Consider the following 12,301-nt stretch of genomic DNA (forward strand, 5'->3'; position numbering starts at 1 on the left):
CTGTGGGGGCTCGCCGCAGGCTCCGGCGTACCTACCGGCCGCGCCCGACAGCAGCCCAAAGGATATCGCCCCTCACTGACACGGCGAGGCGGCAGCGTTCAGGACGGGTCAGGGTCCGACCTGATGAGGGGCGCCTCCGTATCGGGGTCCCCTTCCTGCCAGAGCCTGTACCGACGCTGACCGATGACGGTCGAAGCGCGGACGTCGTCATCCGCAAGCAGCGCGAGCCTGGCCGACACCCAGGACCCCTTCTTCGGAACGGGCAGCCCCAGATCGGTGGCGATCTGCGGGGCGGGATGCAGGTGCCCCAGCACCACGAAGCCTTTCGACCTGAGGTGCTTACGAGCGTCGCGCGCACGCTTGGGTCCGTCGTCCTGTCTGGCGACGGTCACCACGGTCGTTCGATCCACGAGCTGTCCAGGAACCTTCTCGAAGAGGGCATTGACTCGGCGCTGGCCGCCGTTTCCTGATCCGTTGTACCCGTCGGACGCCTCCAGGATCTCCTTGACCTTCTTCGAGTCCTCCTTCTCCAGGCTCAAAAGGAAGTTCTTGGGGAGGGTGCCGTTCTCGACGATCCAGCGGATCCGCTTCTTGGCCTGCGCCGCGATGGTTCGCTTCTTGTCGCCGTTTTCACCGTCGGTCAGGAGCTCCTGGGTGATGCGGACAAGACCGACTTCGAAGTGCCTCGTCCTGTCGTCCGCATGCATGACAAGGCAGATGTGGCCCATGGCCTCCTTCGGGATGGTCCAGGTTTTCCCGATCGTCCATTTCGAGTCCACTTCGATCCCGGATATGGAGTAGTCCATCGATCGGCCGTACCCGAGGTCGAATTCCTCCCTCGCCACGATCTCCACCTTGGTTCCGAGGTACGTCTTCTCCGTCTTCTCGACGCGCCCCTGACCCTTCTTGTAGAAGTCGTACCTGCCGGTCCGCTGGCCGTCCAGGACTTCGTCGATGGACTTCCGGAAGATCTCGCCGAACCGCTCGGCACAGTTGTTCTGGCGGAGGAACCACGAGTGGACCCTCTCCAGATCCGTGTCGGGCCGCCCCTCGACCTGAGCTGGACGCGGACCCGGAAGAGCCCACGCCAACGATTCCTGGGTCACTGCCCACCCCTCCGATCCTCGGAACCTCCCTGAAGGCGACGTGCACCTGGTCAGAAAGATCCAGTGGCCGAAGAGTAACGCTGCGGACGCCGCCGAAGCTCAAGTACGAGCAGATGGCCCGAGGACGACGAGGTCCAGGCCGCGGGTCGGCAGGCGTACGGCGGTCACAGCTGGAGCACCGCAGGGCCCGACGCACCCCCCCGCGGCGCATGAGCCGGGTAAGCACGGGCGGAACGGGTGGTCCTCGAAGCCGGCGAGACGCACGCGACCGGACATCACGTAGACCGGCCCGTATGGGGAGATCGGTCCGGATGCTCTCCCACTGGTCCAACTCGTGGGTGCAGAACCTGCGCAGGAGCGAGTTCGTCTGCTGGAACTCCTAGGGCTCGACCGCCCGACGTCTGCACTGTCGTCCATGCCCGCACCGTGCTCCGGCCGCACGCGGGCACGAGCGGACCCGGGGAACACCGGCGCTCCCGGCCCGATCCGGCTCGTGCCGGGAGAACCCAGGCTCGCCTGTGCACCCGCCATCACGCCGGACGATCGCTCCGTCCTCGCGCTGCGTGAAGCTGCGCCGGAAGCACTCAGGGAGGCAACCGGATGCACATACGGAAACAGGTGAGGCACCTACCGTGACGGTAGGTGCCTCACCTGGTACTACAGCGTCGGGGTGGCGGGATTTGAACCCACGACCTCTTCGTCCCGAACGAAGCGCGCTGCCAAGCTGCGCTACACCCCGATCGCCGCCTTGCAGCACTTGCTGCCCTGGCGACATCGATTACTTTAGCGGACCTCTCGCCGGAGACGAAATCCGGTTTTCGCGGACGGCCCCGTCGCCGCCCGTGCGGCGGGCTAGGGCTTCGGGGCCAGGGTCAGGAGGGTCGCCTCCGGCGGGCAGGCGAAGCGGACCGGGGTGAAGCGGTTGGTGCCGCAGCCCGCCGAGACGTGGAGGTACGCGCGGTGGCCGCCGCTCTCGTGCGTGGAGAGGCCCTTGACCCGCTCGGTGTCCAGGTCGCAGTTGGTGACCAGGGCGCCGTAGAAGGGGATGCACAGCTGTCCGCCGTGCGTGTGCCCGGCGAGGATCAGCGGGTACCCGTCGGCCGTGAAGGAATCCAGCGTGCGCAGGTACGGGGCGTGCACCACGGCCATGGAGAAGTCCGCGTCGGCCTCCGGGCCGCCCGCCACCTGCTCGTAGCGGTCCCGCTTGATGTGCGGGTCGTCCAGTCCGGTGAAGGCCAGCTCCAGCCCGTCGAGCTTCAGGCGGGCCCGCGTGTTGGTGAGGTCCAGCCAGCCGGCCGCGTCGAAGGCGTCCCGCATGCCCTCCCACGGGTTGTGGACGGCGCCGACGACCGGCTTGTTGCCGTTCAGCCCGTGCCGCCCCTGCGCCTTCTCCAGCAGGTACCGCCCGGGGTTGCGCAGCCGCGGCCCGTAGTAGTCGTTCGACCCGAAGACGTACACACCGGGGAACTCCATGAGCGGACCGAGGGCGTCCAGCACCTCGGGCACGCCCTCCGTGTCGGAGAGGTTGTCCCCCGTGTTCACCACGAAGTCGGGGCGCAGCCCGGCCAGGGACTGGAGCCAGGCCCGCTTCTTGTGCTGCCCGCGGACCATGTGGATGTCCGAGACCTGGAGTACGCGCAGAGGGCGCATGCCAGGGGGCAGGACGGGCACGGTGATCCGCCGCAGGCGGAAGGACCGGGCCTCGAAACCGGCGGCGTAGGCCACTCCCGCTGCCCCCACCGCCGCGATCCCGGCGGCCGCCTTCAGGGGTACTCCGTAACGCGCACGCATGGCCCCATCGTCGCAGACCCGGAAAACGCACGGGCGCCAGCGCCCCGGTACCTGGCAGACTCGGGGGCATGACCACGCTGAAGGCCAAGCTCCAGGACGACCTCACGACCGCCATCAGGGAGCGTAACGAGCTGCACTCGTCCACGCTGCGCCTGACCCTCTCCGCCATCACCAAGGAGGAGGTCGCGGGCAAGGAGGCACGCGTCCTCTCCGACGAGGAAGTCCTCAAGGTGATCGCCAAGGAGGCGAAGAAGCGCCGCGAGGCCGCGGATGCCTTCGCCCAGGGCGGCCGTCCCGAGCAGGCCGCGCGGGAGACCGCCGAGGGCGAGTTCCTCGACACGTACCTGCCCAAGCAGCTCGGCGACGAGGAGCTCGCCGCGATCGTGGCGCAGGCCGTCGAGGAGGCCAGGGCGGCGGGTGCCGAGGGGCCGCGGGCCATGGGCGCCGTCATGAAGATCGTGAACCCGAAGGTCGCCGGGCTGGCGGACGGCGGCCGCGTCGCCGCCGCCGTGAAGCAGCAGCTGTCCCGGTAACGCGACGGCACCGCGGCGGACGGTGCGACGCGCACCGCGCACCGCACCGCCACCGGGGAAGCGCCCGCCGGAAAGCGCCACGGCCGGCGAACGCCCTGGCCGCGCGTCGGCCGAAGCAGAAGGGGAGGGCTCCCGCCGGATCCGGCGGGGGCCCTCCCCTTCTGCTCTGTCTGCTTTCCCGCTAGTCGTCGCGTCCGCCGATGAGGCCCGGCTCCAGCGTGAAGTCCGGGAACGGGTCGGCCGGGTGGCCCCCGGTGCCGCCCGGGCTGCCGCCGGTGGTTCCGACCGTGGTGCCGACGGTGGTTCCCGCGGCCGTCTGCCCGCCGGGACGTCCGCCGGGCTTGTTGTCGCCCGGCTTGTTGGGCTTCCCGGGCCTGGGCGGGCTGGTGGCGGGGCGGCCGCCGTTGTTGCCGCCGCCCGGAACCACCGGCTCCGGGATGTGGACCGTGGTGAAGCTGTCGCCCTGGCGCCCGGACAGCGCGCCCGTGATCGCGTCCTTCCAGATCGGGCCCGGCAGGCCGCCGCCGAAGACCTTGTCGTAGGGCTTGCCGCCGATCACGATGTTCTCCATCGAGATCTTCTTCGCGCCGCCGGAGCCGACCCACACCGCGCCGGAGATGTTCGGGGTGTAGCCCACGAACCAGGCGTTGTGGCGGGAGTCCGTCGTACCGGTCTTGCCGGCGTTGTCGCGGTCGGTCAGGCCGGCCCGCTCACCGGTGCCGGAGTCGACGACCCCGCGCAGCAGGGTGTTGATGGTGTCGGCCGTCGTCTGCGACATGGCCCGGTCGCACTTGGACTTCGGCACCGCCAGGGCCTTGCCGTGCGCGTCGGTGATCGACTCGATGGCGACCGGCGTGCAGTAGACCCCGCGGTTGGCGAAGGTGGCGTACGCGTTGGCCATGGTCAGGGGGGACAGCTCGGCGGAGCCGAGCGCGATGGACGGCGCCTCGGGCAGCTTGGTTCCGGCGGCCGGGACGACGCCGAGCTTCTGCGTCATCTCGATCACCGGGCAGAGCCCGATCTCGCCGATCATCTCGACGAAGTAGGTGTTGATGGACTTCTCCATCGCCGTCCGCAGCGCGTACGGACCGATCTCGTCCTCGGTCTCGTTCTCCGCCGTCGCGAGCTTCCCACTGCCGTCGGGCAGGTTCAGCCACTGGCTGCCGTCGCACTTCGGGATCGGGCTCGGGTAGTCCATCCGGTTCGGCGCGCCGTACACCTTCGTGGGCGGCATGCCCCGCTCCAGTGCCGCGGCCGCGATGAACGGCTTGAAGGTCGAGCCGACCTGGAAGCCGAAGTTCGAGCCGCCCATCCGCTTGTCGACGGAGAAGTTGATCTGCGTCTCGTTCTTGCCGAAGCCGTAGGGCTTGGACTGACCCATCGCCAGGACCCGTCCGGTACCCGGCTGGACCATCGTCACGGCCGTGGCGATCGAGTCCTCCTGGTAGACGTGGTCCTTGATCGACTCGTTGGCCGCGTCCTGCGACTGCGGGTCGAGGGTGGTCCGTACCGTCAGACCGCCCTGGTTCCAGACCTTCGCCCGTTCCTCCCGCGTCTTGCCGAAGACGGGGTCGGTCAGGAAGGAGTTGCGCACGTAGTCGCAGAAGAAGCCCGCGCCCTTGACCGCGGTGATGCAGCCGTTCTTCGGGCGGGTCGCCTTCAGGGTGACGGGCTTGGCCTTCGCCGCGTCCGCCTCCGCCTGCGAGACGTCCTTGATGTCGGCCATCCGCTGGAGGACGAGGTTGCGGCGCTTCGTCGCCTCGGTCACGTCGTTGACCGGGTCGTACCGGCTCGGTGACTGCACGACGCCCGCCAGCAGCGCCGACTCCTCCAGGGTCAGGTCCTTGGCCGGCTTGCTGAAGTAGCGCTGGGCCGCGGATTCGATCCCGTAGGCCTGCTGGCCGAAGAAGGTGATGTTCAGGTAGTTCTCGAGGATCTTCTTCTTCCCGAGCTCCTCCTCGACCTGGATCGAGTACTTGAGCTCGCGGATCTTGCGGCCGAGGCTCTTCTCCTGGGCCTCGCGGACCTTGGTCTCGTCGTCGCCGGCCTCTTCGACGAACACGTTCTTCACGTACTGCTGCGTGAGCGTGGAGGCGCCCTGTGCGGCGCCGCCCTCCTGCGCGTTGCGGTTGACGGCGCGGAGGATGCCCTTGAGGTCGACCGCGCCGTGCTCGTAGAAACGGGAGTCCTCGATCGCGACGATCGCCTTCTGCATGTACGGGGAGATCGCCGTGAGCGGGACCACCTGCCGGTCGCGCGAATAGACAGTGGCGATCAAGCCACCTTCCGCGTCCAGAATGGTGGTCCGCTGACTCAGCGGCGGAGTCTTGAGATTGGCCGGGATCTCATCGAATCCCTCGACCGTGCCCTTGGCCGCGAGCCCCAGGGCGCCTGCGGCCGGAATCGCCATGCCGGCCAGCACAACTCCGGAGAGAACGGACACCCCGAGGAACTTGGCGGCCTGCTGGCTCCCCGTGAGCCCGCCGCCCGAGCGCTTCTTTCCCATGGAGGGCAGCCTAATCCGTTGTTAGCGGCATTCCGCGGGACCAGGGGTCTCTCGGGATGTTCGAGTACCAGACCGTGACATCCAAGTGCAGCCGGGCCGTCGAGGCCTCAACGTAGATCGGTGCGCAGTCTGGTGCGAGTGGTGGTGGCGGGAGTGGACGCAGCACGGACACCTCATGATGACCCGGCCCGCGAGGTCTCGACTCAGAGTGGTGCCGCCTGTTGTTCGCCTCCGCCACCGTCGAGGGTCACATCCGCCCCTTCGCTTACTCGTTGCTGTTGGTGGTGCGAGCCCGCCACATGGTGACTTCTCGATACGCCCGAGTCTTTGGAGCTCCTGCGCAGACCGAGGCCCGTGGGGTGCGCTGGTGCCACGAACGGCTAGTGAGGTGGCGGCCCGGCCGCAGTGCGGTCGAGGCCTGGGATTAGGTCGCTGCGTGGCCCGCATGCGCTCGTGACCAGCGCAAACACCGAACTATTGGGGAGGGAACCTTGATCTACTGCGGAATCGACTGGGCGGAACGAACCCACGACGTCGCCTTAGTCGACGACACCGGACAGCTGCTGGCCAAGCGGCACATCACCGACGACGCGACCGGCTACAAGATCCTGCTGGAACTGCTCGCCGAGTACGGCGACACCGCGGAGGATCCGATCCCGGTAGCGATCGAGACTTCCCGCGGTCTGCTGGTGGCCGTCCTGCGGACCGGCAAGCGCAAGGTGTTCGCGATCAACCCGATGGCCGCCGCCCGCTACCGCGACCGGCACAGCGTCTCGCGTAAGAAGTCAGACCCCGGCGACGCCCTGGTCCTGGCCAACATCCTCCGCACGGACCTGCACGCCCACCGGCCTCTGCCTGAAGACTCCGACCTCGGTCGCGCGATCATGGTCCTGGCCCGGGCCCAGCAAGACTCGCTGTGGAACCGGCAGCAGCTGGCCAACCAGCTCCGGTCTCTGTTGCGCGAGTACTACCCCTCCGCCCTGGCAGCCTTCGCCACCTGGACGAACGGCCTGTGCCGTCCCGAGGCCCGCGAGCTCCTCAAGACCGCGCCGACTCCGGCCCGGGCTGCCCGGCTGACCCGCACCCAGATCCAGGCCGCCCTCAAGCGAGCCGGCAGGCAGCGCGGCATCGAAGCCGAGGTCGACCGCCTCCGCGAAGTCTTTCGGGCCGACTGGGCTCACCAGCCGCCGCTGGTCGAGGACGCACTTGGCAAGCAGATGCTTGCCCTCCTCATTCAGTTGGAGGCCGCCTGCACCGCTGCTGACCAGCTCGCCGAGGCGGTAGAAGAGTCATTTCCTCAGCACCCGGACGCCGAGATCCTGTTGAGCTTTCCCGGCCTCGGCATCCAGCTCGCCGCCCGGGTTCTGGCTGAGATCGGGGACGACCGAGCCCGTTTCTCTGACGCCCGCGGCCTGAAGGCGTACGCGGGCTCCTCGCCTGTTACCAGGGCTTCCGGCAAGAAGTCGGCCGTCACCGGACGGTGGGTGAAGAACGACCGGCTCAACCACGCCGGCTACCTCTGGGCCTTCTCCTCGCTCCGTGCCTCCGCTGGGGCCAACGCCCACTACCGGCGCCGACGCGACCAAGGAGACTGGCACGCCGCCGCCCAGCGCAACCTCTTCAACCGCATGATCGGCCAGCTCTACCACTGTCTCCAGCACGGCAAGGCGTATGACGAGACCCAAGCCTTCCCCGTGGCCGATCCGGCACAGGAAGCCCGTGCTGCCTGACCGGATCAGCCGCCGAACGGCGTGAGGCAGGCATCCAGCGCCCTGCGCTGCGTATCCGGCAGGTGATCACCGAGCGGTTCCTTGCGCGGGCTGTGTTCGCCTGCGCAGATCCAGGCGCGCTCATCCTCGTCGAACGACCACGGCGCGGCTCCCCACATCGGGTGCCCCTGGAGAAGGTGGCGGGCCAGTGCCTCGCCGTCGTCCGGGGCGCCCTGAGCGGTCAGTGCCTCCTGCACCAGGGTGACGGCTTCAGCCGGGATGTTCGTGTCACCCAGGACAGGGAGCAGGAGAAGCAGCCGTGCGTGCGGGTCGATGACTCCGTCCTCGCCCTCCGGAGCCGGCAGGAGAGCGGCGAGTTCGGCCCAGCACAGGCCCGGGCCGATCCGGTCCTCATCAGTGCTGGCCAGGACCAGATCGTTCGTCCACCAGTCGGGGTGGGCGATGAAGTAGTCGGTGGAGGTGTACTCCTCACCGCTGTTGTAGTGCACGACGATGCTGTGCCCGCCCGCGAGGGGGATCCGGAACATGGGCCAAGCGGCCTTGTCGCTCAGGCGATCCAGCATGCCCTCGACGTCCGCCGGATCAACGCCGAAGGACTCAACCTGCGAGCCTTCATACATCTCGACCAGGTGGGCGGCCCAGAACTCCGGCTCTTCCAGCAACGCCAGACCGTCCACAACGGGAGAAGAGGCATACAAGCGCCTTGCCATGACCATGGCCTGATTCTCGCGCTGGATGATCCCGTCCGTTCGACCACCCCCGCGCCAACCCAAGGTCAGCTTGACGCGTTGGCATCGTGAGGTGTCTACGTTCTCATTCGCCGGACACGCGCGAATGCCTTGGCCTAAGCTGTCCCCAACTGTCACAGCAGTCCGGCGCGACCTCAACCCCACGGCTTGATTTTCACCCTTCCCGAATGGGGTGGACGCATGTCCGAATCTCGCCGCCGACACTGATCGCACCGTGTCGATGCCCTACCGATTCCATCCGAATTGCCGGAATGGTCGGGCATGTCGCCGGATCACTCCGTCGGGTGATCTGCCGCTTACCCATAGTCCGTTCGGACCATTCAAGATTGGGCCCGTCGGGGGTGTTGCACTCTGCTCGCCTTCCGTAACGTCCTCAACTGGCAGCGGTGAATATGCCGCTTCCGCCGTGGGGGAGCCTCGATTCGGGAGAGGACGGCGCCGGGATGGGCTGGGTTACCGACTGGAGTGCGCAGGCAGCCTGCCGCACTACCGATCCGGATGAACTGTTCGTACAAGGAGCAGCGCAGAACAGGGCCAAGGCGGTGTGTACCGGGTGTCCGGTGCGGACCGAATGCCTGGCCGACGCGCTCGACAACCGTGTCGAGTTCGGTGTGTGGGGCGGAATGACCGAGCGGGAACGACGTGCGCTGCTGCGCCGGCGTCCCACCGTCACCTCGTGGCGACGGCTGCTCGAAACCGCCCGCACGGAGTACGAGCGCAGCACGGGCATCCTCACCATGGATGCCGATGCGGAGATCGACGTTCCGTACGAGACGTACGCGGCGGCCGGGTAACCACCCGCGCCCGCCACCTCGTACGAACGCCTACGCTCCGGCCGGAACCCCGGCCGCGAGTCGCTCTCCGATCGTCCTGAGCCCGGCGAGGTCGTGTACGTCGCCGGGCAGGGCGGCCACCGAGGTGACCGCCACTTCGGGGTGCAGTGAGGTGAAGCGATCGCGTGTGCGCTGCTCACGCGCGATCACCTGCATCCGTTCCGCATGCAGGCGCAGCAGTCCTGCCGTGATCGTGTCCACCGTGGTCTCGTCCAGTTCGGGCGTGATCTCGTCCGCGTCGGCCGTGCGGCTTTCGGCGCCGGGGGAGCCGGTCCCGGAAGTGTCCGCGGCCGAGTCACGAAGTCCAGCTTTCCCGGACTCCTGATCGACAATGCCGCCTTCTTCAAGATTCTCTGCGGCGGCCAACGCCCGTTCGGCGGACAGCTGGTCGGCGCCGCTCCCGTGGACCCTGTTGAGCACCAGCCCGGCCAGCGGCATGCCCTCGGCGGCCAGCCGCTCCACGAAGTACGCCGCTTCGCGCAGGGCGTCCGGCTCGGGCGCCGCGACCACCAGGAAGGCCGTACCGGGAGCCTGGAGCAGCCGGAAGGTTGCGTCCGCGCGGGTGCGGAAGCCGCCGAACATGGTGTCCATGGCCGCCACGAAGGTCTGCACGTCCTTCAGCAGCGAGGCACCCATCAGCTTGCTGAGGGTGCCCGTCATCATCGACATGCCGACATTGAGGAACTTCATCCCCGCCCGGCCGCCCACCTTCGCCGGGGCCATCAGTACCCGGATGAACTTCCCGTCCAGGAAGGACCCGAGCCGCTTCGGCGCGTCGAGGAAGTCCAGCGCGGACCGGCTCGGCGGGGTGTCGACGATGATCAGGTCCCAGTCGTCCCGGGCCCTCAGCTGGCCCAGCTTCTCCATCGCCATGTATTCCTGCGTGCCCGCGAAGCCGGCCGACAGGGACTGGTAGAAGGGGTTCGCCAGGATGGCTCGGGCCCGCTCGCCGTCCGCGTGCGCCTCGACGATCTCGTCGAAGGTCCGCTTCATGTCCAGCATCATGGCGTGCAGTTCACCGCCGTCGCGGCCCACCCCGCCGACCTTGCGCGGGGTGTTGTCCAGCGAATCGATCCCCATCGACTGCGCGAGCCGCCGCGCCGGGTCGATGGTCAGCACGACCGCCTTCCGCCCGCGTTCGGCCGCCCGTACGCCCAGTGCCGCGGCCGTGGTGGTCTTGCCGACTCCGCCCGCGCCGCAGCACACGATGATCCGGTTCTCCCGGTCGTCCAGCAGCCGGTCGACCGCCAGCCACGGCGGAGTGTCCAGGCCCATGGTGTCCACTCCCTCGCTCATTCGGCCACCGACTGCTTCCGCAGATCCTTGGCCAGCGCGTACAGCCCGGCCAGATCCACCCCCGTGCCGAGCAGGGGGAGTTCGTACGTCGGCACCCGCAGCCCCTCCAGTACGGCGCGCTGCGCGCGCTCCAGCTCCACCCGGCTCGCGTGCTCCGCGGCCTGGGCGAGCAGCGGCTCCACCAGCCGCTCGGCCAGCCCGCCCCGCCGGGCCCCGCCGAGCCCCGCCCGGGACAGGGCCTTGGCCACCTCGGTGCGGTGGCCGCCGGCCGCGGCGCGCAGGGTGTCCTCGTCCACGTGGTGCGGCCGCACCATGTTGACCACGACCCGGCCAACCGGCAGGCCGGCCTGCTGGAGCTCCGCGATGCCGTCCGCGGTCTCCTGGACGGGCATCTCCTCCAGCAGGGTGACCAGGTGGACAGCCGTCTCGGGAGACTTGAGCACCTTCATGACGGCCTGGGCCTGGTTGTGGATGGGCCCGAACCGGGCCAGGCCCGCCACCTCGTCGTTGACGTTCAGGAACCGGGTGATGCGCCCGGTCGGCGGTGCGTCCATGATCACGTGGTCGTAGACGTACCGGCCGGACCTGTCCTTGCGGCGCACCGCCTCGCAGGCCTTGCCGGTCAGCAGGACGTCCCGCAGCCCCGGCGCGATGGTCGTCGCGAAGTCGATGGCGCCCAGCTTCTTGAGCGCGCGTCCGGCCGAGCCGAGCTTGTAGAACATCTGGAGGTAGTCGAGCAGCGCCCGCTCGGCGTCGATGGCGAGCGCGAAGACCTCACCGCCCCCGCCGGGCGCGACGGCGATCTTCCGTTCCTCGTACGGGAGCGCTTCGGCGCCGAAGAGCTGCGCGAGCCCCTGCCTGCCCTCGACCTCCACCAGTAGAGTCCGCCTGCCCTCGCGTGCGAGGGCGAGCGCGAGTGCCGCGGCGACCGTGGTCTTGCCGGTGCCGCCCTTGCCGCTGACCACCTGGAGCCTGCTCACAGCGTCCGAGCCTAACCACTCGCCTCTCGGCGCGCGCATGAGCCCCGCACGAGAGGCACTACCCTCGCTCCCATGACCAAGAAGTTCGAATACGCGACGGTCCCGCTGCTGGTTCACGCCACCAAGCAGATCCTGGACACCTGGGGCGAGGACGGCTGGGAGCTCGTCCAGGTCGTGCCCGGGCCGAACAACCCCGAACAGCTCGTGGCCTACCTCAAGCGGGAGAAGGCATGAGCGGCGTCGTCGACGCGAAGCTGGCCGAACTCGGCCTGACCCTGCCCGAGGTCGTCCCGCCGCTGGCCACGTACCAGCCGGCCGTGCGCTCGGGCGCGTACGTGTTCACCGCGGGCCAGCTCCCGATGGTCAAGGGCAGCCTGCCGGTCACCGGCAAGGTCGGTGCCGAGGTCTCCCCGGAGCAGGCCAAGGAACTGGCCGCCACCTGCGCGCTCAACGCGCTGGCCGCCGTCAAGTCGGTCGTCGGCGACCTCGACCTGATCGCGCGTGTCGTGAAGGTCGTCGGGTTCGTCGCCTCGGCCCCCGACTTCACGGGTCAGCCGGGCGTGCTCAACGGGGCCAGTGAGCTCCTGGGCGCCGTCCTCGGCGACAAGGGCGTCCACGCCCGCAGTGCGGTCGGCGTCGCGGTCCTGCCGCTGGACGCCCCGGTCGAGATCGAGATCCAGGTCGAGCTCGTCGCCGGAGCCTGACCCCACAGGGCGGTTTCCGCCGGCCGGACCGGGTGCGGCGCCACTGCCGGGGCCCCGCCCGGCCCCCGCGCCG

At 68.9% G+C, this 12,301-nt stretch carries 11 protein-coding genes and 1 tRNA gene; 5 read left to right on the plus strand and 7 right to left on the minus strand.

Features of this window, described 5'->3' with window-relative positions; genetic code table 11:
- Positions 1–98: 98 nt before the first annotated feature.
- From ACFWUZ_RS25435 to ACFWUZ_RS25445, 3 genes are all read right to left on the minus strand, one after another.
- Positions 99–1,106 carry a NaeI family type II restriction endonuclease gene (locus ACFWUZ_RS25435; RefSeq protein WP_384377219.1) on the minus strand — a complete coding sequence of 336 codons (1,008 nt, stop codon included), beginning with the start codon at positions 1,104–1,106 and terminating at the stop codon, positions 99–101.
- Positions 1,107–1,771: 665 nt separating this feature from the next.
- A tRNA-Pro gene (locus ACFWUZ_RS25440) sits at positions 1,772–1,845 on the minus strand.
- Positions 1,846–1,958: 113 nt separating this feature from the next.
- The gene (locus ACFWUZ_RS25445) at positions 1,959–2,897 is read right to left on the minus strand and encodes a metallophosphoesterase (protein ID WP_384377222.1); all 939 of its coding nucleotides are present in this window, start codon (positions 2,895–2,897) and stop codon (positions 1,959–1,961) included.
- Between the two features lie 68 nt (positions 2,898–2,965).
- On the opposite strand from ACFWUZ_RS25445, the gene ACFWUZ_RS25450 reads away from it, so the two are divergent.
- The gene (locus ACFWUZ_RS25450) at positions 2,966–3,430 is read left to right on the plus strand and encodes a GatB/YqeY domain-containing protein (protein WP_384377225.1); all 465 of its coding nucleotides are present in this window, start codon (positions 2,966–2,968) and stop codon (positions 3,428–3,430) included.
- A 181-nt stretch (positions 3,431–3,611) separates the two neighbouring features.
- Here the strand turns inward: ACFWUZ_RS25450 and ACFWUZ_RS25455 are convergent, their stop codons facing one another.
- Positions 3,612–5,936 (minus strand): transglycosylase domain-containing protein, encoded by a 2,325-nt coding sequence (locus tag ACFWUZ_RS25455; RefSeq protein WP_384377228.1) that lies wholly within the window; start codon positions 5,934–5,936, stop codon positions 3,612–3,614.
- Positions 5,937–6,427: 491 nt separating this feature from the next.
- Here ACFWUZ_RS25455 and ACFWUZ_RS25460 point away from each other — a divergent pair, with 491 nt between their 5' ends.
- Positions 6,428–7,666 (plus strand): IS110 family transposase, encoded by a 1,239-nt coding sequence (locus tag ACFWUZ_RS25460; protein ID WP_384377231.1) that lies wholly within the window; start codon positions 6,428–6,430, stop codon positions 7,664–7,666.
- Between the two features lie 5 nt (positions 7,667–7,671).
- Here ACFWUZ_RS25460 and ACFWUZ_RS25465 read toward each other — a convergent pair whose 3' ends face one another.
- On the minus strand, positions 7,672–8,382 hold the full coding sequence (locus tag ACFWUZ_RS25465; RefSeq protein ID WP_384377234.1) for a hypothetical protein: 711 nt from the start codon (positions 8,380–8,382) through the stop codon (positions 7,672–7,674).
- 476 nt (positions 8,383–8,858) lie between these two features.
- On the opposite strand from ACFWUZ_RS25465, the gene ACFWUZ_RS25470 reads away from it, so the two are divergent.
- Complete coding sequence (locus ACFWUZ_RS25470; protein WP_030648100.1) at positions 8,859–9,209, plus strand: WhiB family transcriptional regulator; 351 nt, start codon at positions 8,859–8,861, stop codon at positions 9,207–9,209.
- A 30-nt stretch (positions 9,210–9,239) separates the two neighbouring features.
- On the opposite strand, the gene ACFWUZ_RS25475 is transcribed toward ACFWUZ_RS25470, so the two are convergent.
- Both ACFWUZ_RS25475 and ACFWUZ_RS25480 read right to left on the minus strand, forming a co-directional pair.
- Entirely contained in the window at positions 9,240–10,544 is a 1,305-nt protein-coding gene (locus tag ACFWUZ_RS25475; RefSeq protein WP_384377237.1) for an ArsA family ATPase, read from the minus strand.
- Positions 10,541–11,524: an ArsA-related P-loop ATPase gene (locus ACFWUZ_RS25480; RefSeq protein WP_384377240.1), complete on the minus strand. Its 984-nt coding sequence runs from the start codon at positions 11,522–11,524 to the stop codon at positions 10,541–10,543. The genes ACFWUZ_RS25475 and ACFWUZ_RS25480 overlap by 4 nt, the downstream gene beginning before the upstream one ends.
- Positions 11,525–11,596: 72 nt before the next feature.
- On the opposite strand from ACFWUZ_RS25480, the gene ACFWUZ_RS25485 reads away from it, so the two are divergent.
- Together ACFWUZ_RS25485 and ACFWUZ_RS25490 are read left to right on the plus strand one after the other, a co-directional pair.
- Positions 11,597–11,758, plus strand: a complete 162-nt coding sequence (locus tag ACFWUZ_RS25485) for a DUF4177 domain-containing protein (RefSeq protein WP_007264966.1) — start codon at positions 11,597–11,599, stop codon at positions 11,756–11,758.
- A complete protein-coding gene (locus ACFWUZ_RS25490) occupies positions 11,755–12,228 on the plus strand; it encodes a RidA family protein (RefSeq protein ID WP_384377243.1) in 474 nt (157 codons plus the stop codon). The genes ACFWUZ_RS25485 and ACFWUZ_RS25490 overlap by 4 nt, the downstream gene beginning before the upstream one ends.
- The last annotated feature ends 73 nt before the right edge of the window (positions 12,229–12,301 follow it).

Origin of the sequence: Streptomyces sp. NPDC058646 (assembly GCF_042716875.1) — a bacterium.
In the GTDB taxonomy this organism is placed as follows: Bacteria; Actinomycetota; Actinomycetes; order Streptomycetales; family Streptomycetaceae; genus Streptomyces.

Coding starts and splice junctions, on each gene's coding strand:
- ACFWUZ_RS25455 (WP_384377228.1), bottom strand. CDS start 5,936: ATGGGAAAGAAGCGCTCGGGCGGCGGGCTCACGGGGAGCCAGCAGGCC.
- ACFWUZ_RS25470 (WP_030648100.1), top strand. CDS start 8,859: ATGGGCTGGGTTACCGACTGGAGTGCGCAGGCAGCCTGCCGCACTACC.
- ACFWUZ_RS25450 (WP_384377225.1), top strand. CDS start 2,966: ATGACCACGCTGAAGGCCAAGCTCCAGGACGACCTCACGACCGCCATC.
- ACFWUZ_RS25490 (WP_384377243.1), top strand. CDS start 11,755: ATGAGCGGCGTCGTCGACGCGAAGCTGGCCGAACTCGGCCTGACCCTG.
- ACFWUZ_RS25475 (WP_384377237.1), bottom strand. CDS start 10,544: ATGAGCGAGGGAGTGGACACCATGGGCCTGGACACTCCGCCGTGGCTG.
- ACFWUZ_RS25485 (WP_007264966.1), top strand. CDS start 11,597: ATGACCAAGAAGTTCGAATACGCGACGGTCCCGCTGCTGGTTCACGCC.
- ACFWUZ_RS25465 (WP_384377234.1), bottom strand. CDS start 8,382: ATGGTCATGGCAAGGCGCTTGTATGCCTCTTCTCCCGTTGTGGACGGT.
- ACFWUZ_RS25445 (WP_384377222.1), bottom strand. CDS start 2,897: ATGCGTGCGCGTTACGGAGTACCCCTGAAGGCGGCCGCCGGGATCGCG.